Source organism: Luteibacter sp. 329MFSha (assembly GCF_900111665.1).
Lineage (GTDB): Bacteria > Pseudomonadota > Gammaproteobacteria > Xanthomonadales > Rhodanobacteraceae > Luteibacter.
This window is the reverse complement of record NZ_FOJE01000004.1, coordinates 297,889-314,615: the sequence shown is the minus strand read 5'-3', so window position 1 is coordinate 314,615 and position 16,727 is coordinate 297,889. Positions and strand designations below refer to the sequence as shown.

Genomic DNA, 16,727 nt, shown 5'->3' with positions numbered 1-16,727 from the left:
GCGCGCGGATGCTTACGACGCTCGTGGCAAGCAGCAAGGGCGGTTGCGGCAAGACGACGGTGGTGACCCAGCTGGCGACCCACTGGGCGCACGCGGGCAAGCACACGGCCATCGTCGATGCGGACCGGCAGCATTCCAGCCTGCGCTGGGCCCAGCGCCGTCCGGAGAACGCACCGGCGATCGCCGCCATCGAGGGCAGCCGTCGCGCCTTCGACCGCCTGCCGGGCGGCGTCGAGCGGGTCATCGTCGATACACCCGCCGGCGTCGACGAGAAAGACCTCGAACCCTATATCGATCACGCGGACGTGATCCTCGTGCCCGTGCTGCCCTCGCACTTCGACCTCGACGCCACGCTCGATTTCCTCAAGGTGCTCAAGGGCATCGGCCGCGTGAAACGCGGCAAGCTCCCCGTCGGGCTCGTCGGCAACCGCCTGAAACCCTGGACCAACGCCAGCCAGTCCGCACTCGCGGAACTCGGCGAGCGTGCGCCGTTTCCCGTGGTCGCGGAACTTCGGGACTCCCAGGCGTACGTATTGCTCACGGCGCTCGGTAAGGGCATCTTCGACTATCACTCGGAAAACGTGCGCGGACACCAGGACGACTGGGCGAAACTGCTTCGCTGGATCAAACGAAGCACCTGAAGTCGCAAGGGCAACGCGTCGGCAGTCACGCCACCACCGGTGGCATCGAGGAGGGCGACACCCATGCAAGAGCTCATCCTGTTACGCCACGCCGAAGCCGCGCCGCAAGGCAAGGACGGCAAGGACGACCGCGAGCGAAAACTCACGGAACACGGCCGCAACGAGGCCCGCGCCGCCGGCGAGTGGCTCGCCTCCCATCATGTCCGCTACGACCGCGTCCTGTGTTCACCCGCCGAACGCACGAAGGAAACCGCCGCCCTCGCCCTCGGGCAGGTCGAACCCGAATACGTGGACGGCATCTACGACGCCACCGTGGGCGACCTGTTCGAGCTGCTCGACCAGCAGCAGGGCGCCGAGCACGTGGTGCTCGTCGGTCACAATCCCGGCATCGAGCAACTGGTAGCCTTCCTCGTCGAGGGGCGCTCCGAAGATTACCGGGGCATGCCGCCAGGTGCGCTGGCGCGCCTCACGTTCCCCCATGGCCCGCTCGAACCCGGCAAAGCCAAGCTCGAGACCTTCTGGTCGCCACCGAACTGAGTTTTCTCCATGCGCCACCTGCTGTCGGCGTTCGTCGCGCTCCTGGCGACGACGCCCCTGTCCGCCGCCGACCTGCGCATCGACCCCGTGCGCTCACGCGCCGAATTCAGCGTGCGCCTCCTCTGGGTCAGCACGGTCACCGGAAGTTTCGACGGCATCCGTGGTGAGGTGACCATCGACCCGCCGACGCAGACGGCCGTCGTCAACGCGGACATCGACACCGAGAGCATCCGGATGGAGTCCGCCCGCCTGCGTCGCTGGGTCCTGGCCCCCGAGTTCTTCGACGCGGGTCACCACCCGCGCATCCACTTCGAATCCTCGCCCACCGCCCTGGAGGTCCTGAGCCAGGGCGGCAACGTGCAGGGCAGGCTGACCATCCGTGGCGTCACGCAGCCCGTGTCGTTCCGGCTGCAACCCACGCGGTGTCCCACCCACGGCATGGCGGGTTGCGTCCTCCAGCTGCAGGGGATGATCGATCGGACCGACTACGAGATGCGCGGGCGGCGCGGCGCGCTGTCCGACCGGGTCAGTCTGGGCATGGCGATCGTCCTGACGAATCCCTGAGACCGGGAACGCCGCGGAACTCACGTGGCGTTGTTGAGCGTCGCCTATCATCGCCGGCATGCGCCGCTTCCTTACGATCCTGCTCCTCGCCGCCACGCTCGCCAGTGGTGGCTGTTCCCTGTCCCGCGAGCGGATCCGCAAGGCCGACGCCGTGGTGACGCTGACCGTCGACCGCCAGGATGCCTGCCCGTCCTCCGACGCCACCCGCTGCGCCGTCCCCTCGCCGCTGATCGACGCGGCCATCGAGGCCAACGGCGCGTCCACGGCCGAGCGCCCCGTCCACGTGGCGACCCTGCTGGAGGACGGCGAGAGCGCCATGGCCGCGCGCATCAGCCTGATCCGCGCGGCGACGAAGACGATCGACGTGCAGACCTATATCTGGGAGCAGGACGACGCGGGCAAGCTGGTGCTCGACGAGCTCGTGCATGCCGCCCGGCGCGGCGTCGAAGTGCGGATCCTGGCGGACCAGCTGTTCTCGTTCCGCGACCCGGGCCTGCTCGCGCGGCTGGCGCGCGCCAGCGACCACATGCAGATCCGCCTCTACAACCCCACGTTCCAGAGCGCGCGCACGCCGCCCCTCGAGTTCGCGGCGGGCATCCTGTGCTGCTTCTACAAGTTCAACCAGCGCATGCACAACAAGCTGATCGTGGTGGACGACCTGATCGGCATCACGGGCGGGCGGAATTACGAAGACCGCTACTTCGACTGGGACGGCGCCTTCGACTACGTGGACCGCGATGTCATGGTCGGCGGACCGGCGGCCCGCGCGATGGGCGCCAGCTTCGACCAGTTCTGGAACCACAAGCGCTCCGTCCCGCTCACGCACCTGCGTGACGTGAATCGCGAGCTGATGGCCGACACCGACGATCCCCGCCATTGGGATCCGCCCACGTACGAACACCCCGAGCGAGTGAACCAGATGATCGCCGACGCGACGGATGCCGGCTGGATCGCCACCCGTCTGCAACGTGCCACGCTGCGTCTCAACCGCGTCGAATACCTCTCCGACCTGCCCGGCAAGACCGACGAGCCCAAGCGTCGCGAGGTCCGCGCCCTGACGCGGCACATCATCGGCCTGCTGCGCAACGCGAAGAGCGAAATCGTCCTGCAGACGCCGTATCTGGTGATGAGCAAGCCGGCACAGAAGGTCTTCAGCGGCCTGCGCAAGCGCCCCGACCCTCCGCGCGTGGTCGTCTCCACGAACTCGCTCGCCTCGACGGACGCGTTCGCGGTCTACGCCCTGTCGTACAAGCATCGCAAGCGCTACCTCACCGACTACGGCTTCGAGATCTACGAAATGAAGCCGCACCCGGCGAACGGCGATCCGGATGCCCTCGAAGGACGAACCGTCAGCATCGACACGCCGCCCGTCGCTGTCGCGCACCAGGGCAGCGGCGGCGGGCGCTCGCGCCGTTCGGACCGTGCGGCCCAGGCCGCCGCGGGCACGCCGTCCGAGTCGTCGGGCTTCCTCGGGATGGGCAGCCGCGCCGGCCGCGGTCCGCGCAACCGCCCCGCCCCGCTGCTCACCGCCGGCGTGCGTTTCGGCCTGCACGCGAAGTCGATCGTCGTGGACGACACCTTCGCCATGGTGGGCACGCACAACTTCGATCCGCGCTCCGACCACTACAACACCGAGTCGGGCGTGATCGTCTACGACAAGCGGTTCGCCGATCGCCTGCGCGATTCGATCCTCCAGGACACGCAGCCCGAGAACGCGTGGGTGATCGCGCCCCGGCAGAAGACCATCCCTGTCCTCTCGTCGGTCAACGAATTCATCGGCGACGTCTCGGAACGTCTTCCGTTCTTCGACCTGTGGCCGTTCCGCTACGCGACCAGCTACGAGATCAAGCCCGGCTGCATCCCCATGCGCTGGACCGACCCGAAGTTCTTCGAATGCTACGAGCCCGTCGGCGACTTCCCGGAAGTGGACGTGTCGCTGAAGCTGATCTACACGCGCATGATCACGGCCTTCGGCTCATCGGCCGCCGGCATCCTCTGATTTCCGAGGCCTGGTGCGGCCCCGATCAGTACCGCTGCGTCAGCTCGAAATTCACCGGCAATTCCGCCGTGAAACGCTGCGGGCGGTCGTCGGAGGCCGCGAAACGCCAGCCGCGCACGGCCTCGCGCGCGGCCCGGTCGAGATCGTCGTCACCCGACGAGCGGCCGATGGTGACGCTGGTGACGTCGCCGTCGGGCGTGACGGTGACGCTGAGGATCACCTTCCCCTCGCGCCGTGCGCGAAGCGCGGACATGGGGTAGCGCGGCGACGGCATGTAGACGGGCTCGAGCGGCGCCGACGCCGGCGGAGCTGCCGCGACGGGCCGTTCCGCACGGGGTGCGACACGCGACGCGACGCGTGCCGCCGGCGTCGCCTCCGCGGCTTTCGGGGGAGCGAACCGCGACACCGTCTTCGACACGAGCGCGGGAGCGGCCGTGGGCAGCGTCACCTCGGCGAGGCGGCGCGTCATCGGTGCGCGCTCATAGGTGAGCGCCGTCAGCCAGCTCGTGCCGGCGATGCCGATCACGAGGGCGAGTGCGCTCAGGGAGGTACTGGTACGTAGTGCGAGCATGAGCCTTGCAGGGGCGGCACCGGGGCACCGCCTTTTTTCGTCGAATCAGGGACGTTCGAGGATCGCCGTGACGCCCATGCCGCCGGCCGTGCAGATCGAGATCAGGCCGCGGCCCGACCCCTTCTGCTCGAGCATCTTCGCCAGCGTGGCGACGATGCGCGCGCCGGTCGCCGCGAACGGATGGCCGGACGCGAGACTGGAGCCGTTGACGTTGAGCTTCGCCGGATCGATCGATCCCAGCGGGGCATCGAGGCCCAGCCGGTTGCGGCAATAGTCTTCGCTCTCCCATGCACGTAGCGTGCACAGCACCTGCGCAGCGAAGGCCTCGTGGATCTCGTAGAAGTCGAAATCCTGCAGCGTGAGGCCCGCCTGCTTGAGCATGCGCGGCACGGCCACCGTCGGAGCCATGAGCAGGCCCTCGCCGTGGACGAAGTCCACCGCGGCGACCTGCGCGTGGGTGAGGTACGCCTGGATCGACAGGCCGCGCGAAGCCGCCCAGTCGTCGCTGGCGAGCAGCACCGCCGCCGCACCGTCGGAGAGGCCCGTGGAATTGCCGGCCGTGAGCGTGCCCTGCCCCGAGGTCTTGTCGAACGCCGGCTTCAGCGAGCCCAGCTTTTCGAGCGTGGAATCGGCGCGGAGGAACCCGTCGCGCTTCAGGCCGCGGAACGGCACCACCAGGTCGTCGAAGAAGCCGGCCTCGTAGGCCGCGCCGAGCTTACGATGGCTGGCCAGCGCGAGTTCGTCCTGCTCCAGCCGGCCCACCTTCCACTCCTTGGCCATGAGCTCGCAGTGGTCGCCCATCGACTTGCCGGTGCGCGGTTCGACCACGCCCGGGAACGACGGCTTCAGTTCCTTCAGCGCGAAGCCACGCGTGGCGACCTGGAATTTCTCTTTCAGCGTCTTCGCGCGGTTCAGCGCCAGCAGGCGCTTACGAAGTTTCTGACCGTAGACGATGGGAACATCGCTCGTGGTATCCGAGCCGCCCGCGATGCCGGCGTCGATCTGACCCGTGGCGATCTTGTTGGCGATGAGGATCGCGTTGTCCAGCGAGGTGCCGCAGGCGCGCGCCGTCGTGATGCCCGGGGTGGTCGGGGCCAGCCCCGACGACAGGAGCGCCTCGCGAGCGAGGTTCCAGTCGGACGAGTGGCGGATGACCGCGCCCATGGCGACCTCGCCCAGTTCCACGCCGTGCAGGCCGAACTTCTCCACCAGCGACCCGAGAACCTTGACCGACATGCCGAAATTGCCGACATCGGCGTAGGCGGTGTTGTTGCGGCAGAAGGGAATGCGGACGCCGCCGACCACACCCACGCGCTTTTGCGTCTTATCCATGCTTGAAGAACGATCCAGACCGAGGGGTTTGCCCGCTGGCGGGCCCAAATGCGATGACGAAGGGATCGCGGACGCCGACGATCGCCGACGAACGCGTATCGGCAAGGCTAACCCGCATCCCCTCTGGGCGAAAGCCCGTCGTGGCCGGATGGTAGAATCGCATTCCTTTGCCGTTCGGAAAAACCCGCGTGAACGAGTCCCTGATCGCCCGTCCCGCCGTCCTGGCGCTGGAACTGGCCGCCGGCGAGACGCCGGAGCGCCTGGAACTGACCCGCGACGAGGCACAGACGCTCGCCGGGCTGATCGCCGACGACCTGCGCGCCCTCCTGCCCGGCGTCGAAGCCTCGCGACTGGCCGTCGCCGGGGCGCTGTTCGACGGCGTGGAGCTGCTGCGTCCGGGCTTTCCCGTCTTCGCCACCCTCGAAGAGCTGGCCCGCCGGATCCCGCGCGTGACGACGGCCGGCGGCGTGGTGGCCTTCGGCACGAGCGACGGCCACATGCCCGCCCAGCCGCTGGTCCCCGACCCGGCCTATGCCGGCGGCCCGATGCGGCTGATCCCCTGGATGCTGCTCGCCCCCGCGGATATCGCGGACGAACTGGCCGAGCGCATGGAAGTGGAACTGGTCGGTCGTGGCGAAGCCGGCACCGCCACGGCGGATTTCCTCATGCGCACGCTGGGCATGCGGCTGGAGCACGCCCGTTTCCTCAGCCGCGACGACCTGATGGCCCTGACCTGCGTCCAGTACGAGCACGTGAACCTCGCGCCGCTGTGGACGATGCTCGAAGCCGCGCTGCTCACGCCGTACAAGGAAGAGACCGCGCTCGGCTCGCGCGGCCTGCCGCTGCATTACGCCGAGGGCCGCGTCGGCGTGCCCCGCATCGCCGACTGGTTCGCGCGCGCGGGGAACAAGGGCGCGAACCCCGTGCACGAATTCGCCGGCACGCTGTTCGAACTGCGGCAGTACGCCGCCCTGCTGGCCGCGCACCACGTGCCCCTGCACCTGGAAGGCGAAGCGGCACGCACCGCCGGCTACCTCGTCGAACCGGTCGCCGACGCCGATCCGGCGCAGCCGGCACCCCTGCTCTACGCGCACGAGGCCGCCGGCCTCGGCATGGCCGCGATCACCGTGGCCCAGCCGGTCCCGGGCAAGGCACGCGTGCTCGCGCACGGCTACCCGCTCGCACCGGATGCCCTCGCGCCGCTCCTCGACGCCCTGGCGGAACGGTACGGCGCCGCCAGCGAGGTCCACGCGCTGGGGCGGATGATGCTGGACGCCGATGGCGCGCTCACGGCGCCCGCACCTGCGCTGCATTAGCCGGAAATCCCCGAATAGTTCGATATACGGGGGACGGACGACGAATTAGAGTGGGTGGCGAGTCAATCCATCGGCGACCGACGTGCCATCCACCCCGTCTTCCTCTCCCCTCGAGACCCAGCTGAAGGAAAGCGAGCGCCGGTTCGCGCAGGCCTTTCAGTACGCCGCGATCGGCATGGCGCTCGTCCTGCCCGAAGGCCGCTGGCTGCAGGTCAACGATTCGCTGTGCGCGATGCTCGGCTACACCGAGCGGGAGATGATGTCGCTCACCTTCCAGGACATCACCCACCCCGACGACCTCGCCGCGGACCTCGCCCTCGTCGGCAAGCTGATGTCCGGCGAGTGCGCCTCGTACCACATGGAGAAGCGCTACATCCATCGTGACGGCCATGTGGTGCACGCGCAGCTGAGCGCGTCGCTGGTGCGCGACGACGAAGGCGAACCGTTGTATTTCATCTCGCAGATGCAGGACATCAGCGAGCGCAAGGCTTTCGAAGACGCCCTCTTCCGCGAGCGCGAGCTCGCCGAAGTCACGCTGAAGTCGATCGGCGACGCCGTGATCACCACGGATCCCCGATTGATCGTCACCTCGCTCAACCCCATCGCCGAGGCGATGACCGGATGGCCCAGCCACGAAGCCGTGGGCCGGCACATGGACGAGATCTTCCAGTTGCGCGATCCGCTGACCCGCCAGCCGATCGCCAACCCGCTGCTCGTCGCGATCGACAAGAACAGCATCGTCGGCCTCACCACCGACGCCATCCTCATCCACCGCAACGGCTTCGACAGCCCGATCGAGGACTCCGCGGCACCGATCCACGACCACGCCGGCAACGTGGTCGGCGGCGTCGTGGTGTTCCACGACGTGAGCGAGACGCGCGCCCTCGCGCTGAAGATGGCTCACCAGGCGCACCACGACACCCTCACCGGCCTGCCCAACCGGGCGCTGCTCACCTCGCGCCTGGAGTTCGCCGTATCCGTCGCCGCGCGACGGCACCAGCGGGCGGCGCTGCTCTTCGTCGACATCGATCATTTCAAGCAGATCAACGATTCGCTCGGTCATGCCGCCGGCGACGCACTGCTCCAGAACGTCGCGCGACGCATCCGCGCCGCCGCGCGCGCGGACGCCACCGTCAGCCGGCTCGGCGGAGACGGGTTCGTGGTGCTGCTCCCGCACGTGGAGACGCCCGCGGATGCCAGCGAGGTCGCGGAGAACGTGCTGGCCGCGTGCAGCCAGGCCGTGAACCTCGAGGCGGCGGCACTGAGCATCAGCTTCAGCATCGGCGTCAGCATCTACCCGGACGATGCCGAGGACGCCGGGTCGCTGCTACGCAACGCCGACACCGCGATGTACGAGGCGAAGATGCAGGGCCGCAACGGCTACCGCTTCTTCAACGCGAGCATGAACGAGCGCAGCACCGCGCGCGTGCGCATCGAGGTCGATCTGCGCAAGGCGCTCGCGCGCAACGAGCTCACCCTGCAGTTCCAGCCGAAGGTCGACACCGAGCTCGGGACCATCGTCGGCGCCGAAGCGTTGCTGCGCTGGCAGGTCGATGGCGAGGACGTCTACACGCCCGAGCACTTCATCCCCGTCGCCGAGGATTGCGGCCTCATCGTGCCCATCGGCGAGTGGGTGCTGCGTTCGGCCTGCCTCCACGCCGAGCGCTGGGCGCGCATGTACCGCCCGCTATCCGTCTCGGTCAACGTCTCCGCCCTGCAGTTCCAGCACACGCGGTTCTTCGAATCGCTGCAGTCGATCCTCGACGAGACCGGCCTGCATCCGACCCTGCTCGAACTCGAACTCACCGAGCGCACGGTGATGGAAGGCGGCGACCATATCGTCGAGCTGCTGCGCAAGGTCAAGTCGCTGGGCGTGTCGCTGAGCCTGGACGATTTCGGCACCGGATATTGCAGTCTCTCCTACCTGAAGCATTTCCCTGTCGACACCCTCAAGATCGATCGGGCGTTCATTCGCGACGTCGCCTGGGACAACGACAGCGCCGCCATCGTCGGCGCCATCGTGACCATGGGCAAGGGCATGAACAAACACGTGCTCGCCGAGGGCGTCGAGAGCGTGGAGCAGGCGAGTTTCCTGTCCTCCGTGGGCTGCTCGCAGATGCAGGGCTTCCTCTTCGGCAAGGCGATGTCCCCGCGCGAGTTCGAAGAGCGCATCGCGGTCGTCGACACCGGCGACCCGACGGTCGACCCGTAGGAGCGCGCCCTGCGCGCGACATGTTTTGAAGCCTCGAGCAACAGGCCCCACAGCTCTTCGTCGCACGTACCCAGAGAACACGAACGCGAAAGCCGCGCTCCTACAACGGGGCCTCGTACATGAAGTAATGGCAGCGCTCCATGCCCAGCCCCGCATACGTTGCCTGCGCTCGCTCGTTCTCGAGCTCGACGTAGAGGCGCAGACCCACGGCGCCCGCGCCCTCGGCCATCGCTTTCACGTGCGCGTACATCCCGCGGAACACGCCGGCGCGCCGCGCCTCGGGCGCCACGTACACGCTCTGCACCCACCAGAAATCGCCATCGCGCCAGTCGCTCCACTCGTAGGTCACCAGCAGGCATCCCACCGCGCGGCCATCGAGTTCGGCGACGAGGTAGAACCCCCGGCGGGGCTCGTCGAACACGGCGCGCACGCCGCGACCGATGATGTCGGGGTCGAGGCGTTTCTCTTCCGTCTCCCACGCCATCGCGATGTTCCAGCGGGCGATGGCATCGGCGTCGTCCGGGGCGGCGCGGCGGATTTCGAGCGGCATGGCGTTATCCATGGGGCGGACGCCGCTTGCGCGACGCACCGAGTTTGCGGGTGAGGGTGTTGCGGCCGACGCCGAGCGCCGCGGCGGCATGCTGGCGATGGCCATCGTTCGCGATGAGCGCCACCTGCAGCAAGGTCTTGTCCAGTGCGTCACGCGCGCGGGCGTGCACGTCGGCCTGGCCGTGCGCGAGGGCGTCCTGCGCCCATACGCGGAGGGCTTCCGTCCATTCCTCGCCGCGCGCCGGCGTACCCGGCAGGCTGCCGAGGTCGCCAGCCTGGATCTCCAGGCCCGGTGCGACCACCGCGAGCCGGCGGCAGAGGTTTTCCAGTTCGCGCACGTTGCCCGGGTATTCGCGCTGCTCGATGGCTTTCATCGCACCACGCGAGAAACGCTTCGGCGGCAGGTTGAGGTCCGCGGCCGCCTGCGCGAGGAAGTGCCGCGCCAGCAGCGGAATGTCGCCGCGGCGCTCGCGCAGGGCCGGCAGCGCGATGCGCACGACGTCGAGCCGGTGTTTCAGATCGGCGCGAAACTGACCGGCGGCGACACGCGCGTCGAGGTCCTGATGCGTGGCGGCCACGATCCGCACGTTGCCGTGCATCAGTTCACGCCCACCCACGCGGTAGAACTCGCCTCCCGCGAGCACACGCAAGAGGCGCGTCTGCAGGCCGAGCGGCATGTCGCCGATTTCATCGAGGAACAGCGTGCCGCCGTCGGCCTGTTCGAAGCGTCCCGCGTGACGACGCGTCGCGCCAGTGAACGCGCCAGCCTCGTGACCGAACAGCTCGCTTTCCAGCAGCTCCGACGGAATCGCCGCCGTGTTCAGCGCGACGTACGGCTTGCCGCTGCGCGCGCTTTCATCGTGCAGGGCACGCGCGACCAACTCCTTGCCGGTGCCTGTCTCGCCGGTGATCAGCACGTTGAGGTCGCTGGCCGCTACGCGGCCGATCAGGCGGAACACTTCGCGCATGGCCGCGCTCTCGCCGAGCAGCGCGTTCGTGTCCGATCGCGTGGCGGGCACGACGACCTCTTCGTTCGCGGCGGCGAGCGCGCGTTCCACCGCCTCCACCGCGCCGTCGAGATCGAAGGGCTTCGCGAGGTAATCCGCCGCACCAGCGCGATACGCCGCGGCCGTCGTCGCCACGTCGGTGAACGCGCTCATGACGATCACCGGCCCGATGTTGCGCCGGGTGAGGTCCTCGAGGAGATGCAGGCCGTCTTCGCCAGGCATGCGGACATCGGTGACAAGCAAAGCGGGGCGGCTTTCGTCGAGGGCCGCGCGCACCGCGTCGCCCGCGCTGAACTCGCGCACCGCGTGGCCGGCGTCGCGCAGCGCCTCCGCCAGCACGAACCGTACCCCGCGATCGTCGTCGGCGATCCATACTTCACTCATGCGTGCGCTCCATCGGCAGGTACAGCGAAAAGACGGTTTCGCCCGGACGGCTCGTGTAACGCAGGTCGCCGCCGTGTTCGAGCGCGATCTCACGCGACAGGGCCAGGCCGAGGCCGGTCCCGTCGGGGCGGCCCGACACGAGCGGCTGGAACAGCGAATCGCGCAGATCGTCGGGCACGCCGGCCCCGTCGTCCATCACGTCGATGCGCAGCGCCGCGCGCACCGTACGATCGCCCAGACGCGCGCCATGCTCCACGCGCGTGCGCAGGGTGATCGTGGAAGCGCCTGCCTGTCCGGCGTTGCGCGTCAGATTCAGCAGCACCTGCATCAGACGATCGGTGTCGCCGACGCTATCGGGCAGGCTGGGATCGAAGTCGTGCCGCACGTGAGGCGCATCGGGCTCGGCGGCCACCAGGCCTTCGAGCCGGTCGAGCAGTTCGTGGATGCTGACCGGGCCGATGCGCGCCGCGCCGCGATGCCGGAGCAGGCCGTCGGCCAGCGCCGCCAGACGGTCCGCCTCCGCGATCACCATGCCCGCGAGCTGGCGAAGATCGTCGTCGCCCACCCGGCGTTGCAGCAGCTGCGCCGCGCCGCGCAGACCCGCCAGCGGGTTCTTCACTTCGTGGGCGAAGCCACGCAACGTGGCGGACAGGGGCGTGGCGCCCGACGCGACGTCATGCGCCAGCGGATGGACCTCCACCAGCACCCGCTCGTCGTCGATCGGCTGCAGAGACACATCCGCGCTGACCTCCCGACCCCGCAGCCCGAGAGCAAGGCCGCGCAGGTGGAACCCTCGCCGCTCCGCCAGCACCCGCGCCAGCTGCGCCGAGAGCGAAGGCGCCCGCATCAGCACCGCCAGGTCCTGCCCCTGCGCCGTGCGCGGCCCCACATCGAGCACCTCGCCCAACGCGGGATTCAGCCAGGCGACGCGCCCGTCGAGGCCCACGACGGCGAGGCCGGTTCCCAGCAGGGTCAGAAGGTCTGTCTGATCGGGTGCATGCATTGCACCAATTTAGGGAGTGAAAGGGTGAAAGCGCAAGCCGCTTAGAGGGACGCGTTTTGACGGATCGGCATAGTTTGTACACTTTGCACACACTATGCCGAATGGCGTGAGTTGAAGGCGTGCGTGCCGCACTGGTGGGAGTCACTCTGTAAGAAGCTGGAGACCAAAAATCACTTCTTTTGCGAATCATTCTCGAATAGGTTGGGAAACAGGGCGCAGGCGTACGCGCTCTACTGAGACCTAAATAACCCCTTTTGTGAGAAAAAAGTGCGAGAATCGCCCTGAATCAGTCTCCAAGGGTCCGTCATGCTCATCGAGTTCACCGTCAGGAACTACCGCTCTATTCGCGACGAGCAAGTCCTCTCGTTCCTTCCTGCCGGCTTGTCCGAGTTGACTGAAACCAACACCCTCGACAGCAACGTAAATGGCGTGGGGCGGCTCCTGGCGAGTGCCGTGATCTATGGCGCAAATGCGGCGGGCAAGACGACGGTCCTAGATGCGCTTTTGACGATGCGCCGGATCGTCATCAGGTCGGCTGACAGCGATGCGTTTACCGAAGGCCTGCCAGTCAAGCCGTTTCGCCTCGATGATTCGGAGACGATGCCCACGATGTTCGAGGCCGTGTTTACTCACGACGGGCAGCGCTTTCAGTACGGCTTCGAGGCTACCCAAGAGCGTGTTATCGAGGAATGGTTATACGCCTACCCCGAGAAGCGCTCACAACGGGTATTCATCAGAAAATTCGACCCGGCGACGAACGATTACTCGTGGCAGTTCGGCGCGTTCTTGAAGGGTGCAAAAGCGACATGGCGCGATGCCACCCGGCCGAACGCGCTGTTCTTATCAACAGCCGCGCTGCTGAACTCGGAGCAACTTTCGGGTCTTAGGGATTGGTTCGGCGATCACATAACTCCGGGATCGGAGGAGAGCCACAACAACACCGCGAGAGTGGTTCAAATCCCAGAAATAAAGAAAGTTGCGCTGCGGATTATGAAGACAGCGGACATTTCAATCGTCGACTTCGAAGTTAAAGATGCTCCGCCGAATGAGCACCCAGTCATGCGGGCAATTCGTCAAGGCGACCCTGAAGTCGCCAAGATTCTCGACGCACGTAAGAGCTTCGACGTCCACGCACTGCACCGAACGAGCGAGGGCAAAGAAGTTTGGTTCGACTTAAGCGAGGAGTCGGAAGGGACGAGAGTCCTATTCTCGCAAATCGGGCCCATGGTCAAAACGATGGGGCTTGGCGGAATACTGGTGTATGACGAGCTCAACAACAACCTGCACCCTCTTTTGGCACGAGCCGTTGTGAAGATGTTTCATTCCCCCCAATGGAACCCTAACGGCGCCCAGCTACTATTCACAACCCACGCAACGTCGCTTCTCAGCACCGAGATTCTACGTCGCGACCAAATATGGTTCGCCGAGAAGACCCAGGATGGCGTGACAAAGATTTATCCGATGACAGATTTCGAACCTCGCAAGGATGCTTCATTGGCTAAGCACTACCTGCAGGGAAGGTTTGGTGCCATTCCATACATCTCGGCAGAGCCGTGGGACACGGCAATAGACGAGATGTCGGAGGAGCAGGATGGCTAAGGCACCGCGCGGGCTCGTTGAAAAGCGGCCCACCAGACCAGTAAAGCCGACATACGCAAGTGTGCTAATCGTTTGCGAAGGTAAGAAGACGGAGCCGAACTACCTAAAGGAACTCAAAAACGATCTTCGCATGAGCACCGCAGACGTAACGATCGTTGGTGAGGGAAGAGACCCAAGCGCTGTAGTCGAGCAGGCTATCAACATGTCTGAGGACTCATCGGCTGATTACGACTATATATTCTGCGTGTTTGATCGCGACATGCACGCAAGATATTCCGAAGCGTGTAATCGCTGCGCTCAAAAGCAGCTGTCAAAAGAGGACGATACACCCGTCCAACTGGTCGCCATTACATCGAATCCCTCCTTTGAGTACTGGCTACTGCTGCACCTGAACCAGACGACGAAGCCCTATAGGATGGCTGGCAGGAAGAGCAGTGGCGATGTTGTGCTCGCCGAGTTTCAAAAGGCGTTCAAAGCGGACACAAAGACCTCATACACCAAAGGCGCGAGAGGCATTTACCAAGCCCTTCGACCCAAGCTGGACGAGGCCATAAAATATTCGGCGCGGAACAATAGGGACGGTCTACGAAACCCACATTCACTTATTGGCGACCTCGTAACACTCATGCGTTCTATCGCAAATGGACAGCGCCCAGACCTGAAAGCTATACGAGCGATGAAGCGCGAAGATGAGGACGCTTAATTGCTACGCAGCGCCTCCTACACGGAGGCGCTCGTGATCACCAGCGCGCAGCACGGATAGCACATGCGACATTTTAAGCTAAGACATCCCAGTGCTCGTGATATCGCCTCTTTTGGTGGCGCAGCAATCACTGGTGCACTGATAGTCTCTGCGCTAGTCCTTCCCGCCCCGGCTAGTCAGACTCTCGCCGCCTGGGTGCAGGCGTTCGGTTCAATTGTGGCCATCGCGGTCGCTTACATGGTAGGCGCGAGGCAAAGCCGCGCAGCGATTGAGGCCGTGGAGGCAACACAGCGCGGTGTGGTAGAGGATCGAAAGCGTGGCCTTTTTGCGGTGGTGCAGGCCGCCGATTACCAGGCCGATGAGATCCGGCTGGTCATGGGCCGTGACGTTCCCCGCGAAGAGCTACCCTGGGTTTACAGCCGAGTCGTCACTCAACGAATTGCTAGGGCTCTCGAGTCCCTCCCCCTCTACGAAATCGGTGCTGACGGCGGCGTCGCAGCGATCCTGAGCATGCGAGATCAGTTCCTTCTCCTAGAAGACGCGCTTGAAACTTACATTGCCGGCCCTTGGAATCACTCCGAGCTGAAAAAAACCCTTGACCTGTACCGACGACCTGAAGATTACCGAGAGCTCGATCGTGCACTCGAAACTGCGAACAAAGTTCTCATTCACAACGTCGTAATTCATTTGAACCGCATAAGAGCTGACTACAACGAGGTGCGCCAGGCTATGTTTCCAAAGTCCAGCACCGACCAATAAGCCCTCCAGGTGCATCAGTTTGCATCACGCATGACCTTGCCTTCTCGCGCCTTCAAGGGGCCTTTCGCGTTTGTAGTGTACACACCGGAATTCCCCTTGGCGCTATTCCGCATTGGGGTGCTGTTGGGCTAAGCCATCAAGCATGCCGCTGCTCAAGCGGTGCAGGGGAACAACATGGGAAAGCTGCGACGATTGATAACGTGGCTGTGCGCGCTGAAGGCGCAGCGGCTATTTGCGGCGCTGTGCGTCGGCATTGTTTTCGCGCGAATGATCTTTCCGAAGCTGACGTTCGATTCACTTTCGCTGTACCTGATTCTGGCAGCTGCCGCCTGCGTCATGCTTCCAGACATGGCGAAGCTTCTGACCCAGCTGCGCCGAGCGAAGTTTGGCGGCGCCGAGCTGGAGTTCGCGATTGACTCTCTCGCGGAACGCACAGATGCCATCGCCATTGCGAAGGCATCCGAGGCAAGTGTAGAGGACGGCATCGAGCAGCTGCCGGCCGCACCGTCGCCGCCGACGGAAGGGGGCGCGGACGCGGAAGGGGACAGGGAATGGAGCGGCGCGAGCGGCAAGATCACAACCGAGGACTTGCGGTCGACGCCTGTGCTGTTAAAGCGACGACGTCGCACGCGACTCTACAAGCAGATCCCTATTCTTGCTCAGCTGGTCGAAGCCACGGACGAGCTGACCAGGAACATCAACGAACGGTTCACTGACAATTTCGGGGTGCCGCCGCCCCCAAAGGCGTACCAGGCATTAGAACTGCTGGCGACGACTGGGCTGGTCGACCAGGACACATCGCGCCTTTTTCGTGACCTGATGCGCTACCGCAATAAGATCGTCCACGGCGAGTGGGAGATAACGCCGTCGAAGATTGAAAAGCTGACGCACACGGCGAACGAGATCAATAGCCTCATTCAGGACGTAAAGAAGATTAACATCCACGAAGCGTACGAGCTGCGCTACTGGACTCGGCAGCTTGGCGTGTCGGAGGAGAAGCTTCGCCAGGCTGTGGCGAAGGTCGGCCCTTCCGCCGACATGGTGAGGCGGGAGCTGACCCGGCAAAAGCAGCACGGCGAGGACCATGGCGAGGACCGTGACGACGAGTGACGGCCGGTTTACAGGCAAAGAAAAGGCGGTAAGGCCCGCAGAGAGTGCGATTCAATTCAGCCATTCTCTGCGTGCTCGAAGGCTGCCTTCGAGCAGATTTCGGGGATCATCGGTTGAAATGTTCGGCGCGGCACTAGAATGCGCTTACGCGATGACGAACGCCGGACTGCTCGGCCGTGCAGCCCGGCGTCACCACCCAGCGTTAAATGCGCTTGGCCTCCAGGGTTAGGCTGAGAGACGTCTGTCCAATATCGACAGCGACGAAACAGCGGAACGATGGAAGGCGTTTAAGCACGCCAAGCACAGCAGCGATCGCGCTCATAAATGAGGCTCCTGAGGGACCAGACTTTCCTTGGGTCCTCGCCAAGGTTGGACTGTTAGCAAGGCGAGCTGGTGGGAAGCGTGTTAGCACCAGGGCGCGTATGCAACGAACCGCGCCCA

General features: G+C 65.4%; 14 protein-coding genes and 2 pseudogenes. 11 read left to right on the top strand and 5 right to left on the bottom strand.

Annotated elements, in window-relative coordinates:
• Window positions 1-8 precede the first annotated feature (8 nt).
• From BMW54_RS16940 to BMW54_RS16925, 4 genes are all read left to right on the top strand, one after another.
• Entirely contained in the window at window positions 9-641 is a 633-nt protein-coding gene (locus BMW54_RS16940; RefSeq protein WP_090058409.1) for a ParA family protein, read from the top strand.
• 63 nt (window positions 642-704) lie between these two features.
• On the top strand, window positions 705-1,178 hold the full coding sequence (locus BMW54_RS16935) for a SixA phosphatase family protein (RefSeq protein ID WP_090058406.1): 474 nt from the start codon (window positions 705-707) through the stop codon (window positions 1,176-1,178).
• A 9-nt stretch (window positions 1,179-1,187) separates the two neighbouring features.
• Window positions 1,188-1,742 carry a YceI family protein gene (locus tag BMW54_RS16930; RefSeq protein WP_090058405.1) on the top strand — a complete coding sequence of 185 codons (555 nt, stop codon included), beginning with the start codon at window positions 1,188-1,190 and terminating at the stop codon, window positions 1,740-1,742.
• 58 nt (window positions 1,743-1,800) lie between these two features.
• Window positions 1,801-3,741 carry a phospholipase D family protein gene (locus BMW54_RS16925; RefSeq protein ID WP_175472910.1) on the top strand — a complete coding sequence of 647 codons (1,941 nt, stop codon included), beginning with the start codon at window positions 1,801-1,803 and terminating at the stop codon, window positions 3,739-3,741.
• A gap of 25 nt (window positions 3,742-3,766) precedes the next feature.
• On the opposite strand, the gene BMW54_RS16920 is transcribed toward BMW54_RS16925, so the two are convergent.
• Window positions 3,767-4,312 (bottom strand): energy transducer TonB, encoded by a 546-nt coding sequence (locus BMW54_RS16920; protein ID WP_090058400.1) that lies wholly within the window; start codon window positions 4,310-4,312, stop codon window positions 3,767-3,769.
• Between the two features lie 45 nt (window positions 4,313-4,357).
• Complete coding sequence (locus tag BMW54_RS16915) at window positions 4,358-5,644, bottom strand: acetyl-CoA C-acetyltransferase (RefSeq protein WP_090058397.1); 1,287 nt, start codon at window positions 5,642-5,644, stop codon at window positions 4,358-4,360.
• Between the two features lie 188 nt (window positions 5,645-5,832).
• Here BMW54_RS16915 and BMW54_RS16910 point away from each other — a divergent pair, with 188 nt between their 5' ends.
• The gene (locus BMW54_RS16910) at window positions 5,833-6,960 is read left to right on the top strand and encodes a hypothetical protein (RefSeq protein ID WP_090058395.1); all 1,128 of its coding nucleotides are present in this window, start codon (window positions 5,833-5,835) and stop codon (window positions 6,958-6,960) included.
• Between the two features lie 82 nt (window positions 6,961-7,042).
• Window positions 7,043-9,172 carry a putative bifunctional diguanylate cyclase/phosphodiesterase gene (locus tag BMW54_RS16905; RefSeq protein ID WP_254779422.1) on the top strand — a complete coding sequence of 710 codons (2,130 nt, stop codon included), beginning with the start codon at window positions 7,043-7,045 and terminating at the stop codon, window positions 9,170-9,172.
• Window positions 9,173-9,272: 100 nt separating this feature from the next.
• Here BMW54_RS16905 and BMW54_RS16900 read toward each other — a convergent pair whose 3' ends face one another.
• Genes BMW54_RS16900 through BMW54_RS16890 form a run of 3 tightly spaced genes read right to left on the bottom strand, consistent with a single transcriptional unit; the run spans window position 9,273 to window position 12,115 of the window.
• Window positions 9,273-9,722, bottom strand: a complete 450-nt coding sequence (locus tag BMW54_RS16900; protein WP_090058393.1) for a GNAT family N-acetyltransferase — start codon at window positions 9,720-9,722, stop codon at window positions 9,273-9,275.
• A 4-nt stretch (window positions 9,723-9,726) separates the two neighbouring features.
• Complete coding sequence (gene ntrC / locus BMW54_RS16895; RefSeq protein WP_090058391.1) at window positions 9,727-11,112, bottom strand: nitrogen regulation protein NR(I); 1,386 nt, start codon at window positions 11,110-11,112, stop codon at window positions 9,727-9,729.
• Window positions 11,105-12,115, bottom strand: a complete 1,011-nt coding sequence (locus tag BMW54_RS16890; RefSeq protein WP_090058389.1) for a two-component system sensor histidine kinase NtrB — start codon at window positions 12,113-12,115, stop codon at window positions 11,105-11,107. The genes ntrC and BMW54_RS16890 overlap by 8 nt, the downstream gene beginning before the upstream one ends.
• A 306-nt stretch (window positions 12,116-12,421) precedes the next feature.
• Here BMW54_RS16890 and BMW54_RS16885 point away from each other — a divergent pair, with 306 nt between their 5' ends.
• The 5 genes and pseudogenes from BMW54_RS16885 to BMW54_RS19070 all read left to right on the top strand — a co-directional run.
• Window positions 12,422-13,714 (top strand): AAA family ATPase, encoded by a 1,293-nt coding sequence (locus BMW54_RS16885; protein WP_090058387.1) that lies wholly within the window; start codon window positions 12,422-12,424, stop codon window positions 13,712-13,714.
• Window positions 13,707-14,417, top strand: a complete 711-nt coding sequence (locus BMW54_RS16880) for an RloB family protein (protein WP_090058385.1) — start codon at window positions 13,707-13,709, stop codon at window positions 14,415-14,417. Before BMW54_RS16885 ends, BMW54_RS16880 begins: the two co-directional genes overlap by 8 nt.
• Before the next feature lie 63 nt (window positions 14,418-14,480).
• On the top strand, window positions 14,481-15,176 hold the full coding sequence (locus BMW54_RS16875; RefSeq protein WP_139206133.1) for a hypothetical protein: 696 nt from the start codon (window positions 14,481-14,483) through the stop codon (window positions 15,174-15,176).
• A gap of 174 nt (window positions 15,177-15,350) precedes the next feature.
• Window positions 15,351-16,088, top strand: a pseudogene (locus tag BMW54_RS19165) (HepT-like ribonuclease domain-containing protein); the annotation flags it as partial.
• Window positions 16,080-16,238, top strand: a pseudogene (locus BMW54_RS19070) (DUF3606 domain-containing protein); the annotation flags it as partial. The pseudogenes BMW54_RS19165 and BMW54_RS19070, both read left to right, overlap by 9 nt.
• Between the last annotated feature and the right edge of the window lie 489 nt (window positions 16,239-16,727).

Bases quoted from the DNA above. Each gene is read 5' to 3' on its own strand.
- BMW54_RS16940 (WP_090058409.1), top strand. From the start codon at position 9: ATGCTTACGACGCTCGTGGCAAGCAGCAAGGGCGGTTGCGGCAAGACG.
- BMW54_RS16935 (WP_090058406.1), top strand. From the start codon at position 705: ATGCAAGAGCTCATCCTGTTACGCCACGCCGAAGCCGCGCCGCAAGGC.
- BMW54_RS16930 (WP_090058405.1), top strand. From the start codon at position 1,188: ATGCGCCACCTGCTGTCGGCGTTCGTCGCGCTCCTGGCGACGACGCCC.
- BMW54_RS16925 (WP_175472910.1), top strand. From the start codon at position 1,801: ATGCGCCGCTTCCTTACGATCCTGCTCCTCGCCGCCACGCTCGCCAGT.
- BMW54_RS16920 (WP_090058400.1), bottom strand. From the start codon at position 4,312: ATGCTCGCACTACGTACCAGTACCTCCCTGAGCGCACTCGCCCTCGTG.
- BMW54_RS16915 (WP_090058397.1), bottom strand. From the start codon at position 5,644: ATGGATAAGACGCAAAAGCGCGTGGGTGTGGTCGGCGGCGTCCGCATT.
- BMW54_RS16900 (WP_090058393.1), bottom strand. From the start codon at position 9,722: ATGCCGCTCGAAATCCGCCGCGCCGCCCCGGACGACGCCGATGCCATC.
- ntrC (WP_090058391.1), bottom strand. From the start codon at position 11,112: ATGAGTGAAGTATGGATCGCCGACGACGATCGCGGGGTACGGTTCGTG.
- BMW54_RS16890 (WP_090058389.1), bottom strand. From the start codon at position 12,115: ATGCATGCACCCGATCAGACAGACCTTCTGACCCTGCTGGGAACCGGC.
- BMW54_RS16885 (WP_090058387.1), top strand. From the start codon at position 12,422: ATGCTCATCGAGTTCACCGTCAGGAACTACCGCTCTATTCGCGACGAG.
- BMW54_RS16880 (WP_090058385.1), top strand. From the start codon at position 13,707: ATGGCTAAGGCACCGCGCGGGCTCGTTGAAAAGCGGCCCACCAGACCA.
- BMW54_RS16875 (WP_139206133.1), top strand. From the start codon at position 14,481: ATGCGACATTTTAAGCTAAGACATCCCAGTGCTCGTGATATCGCCTCT.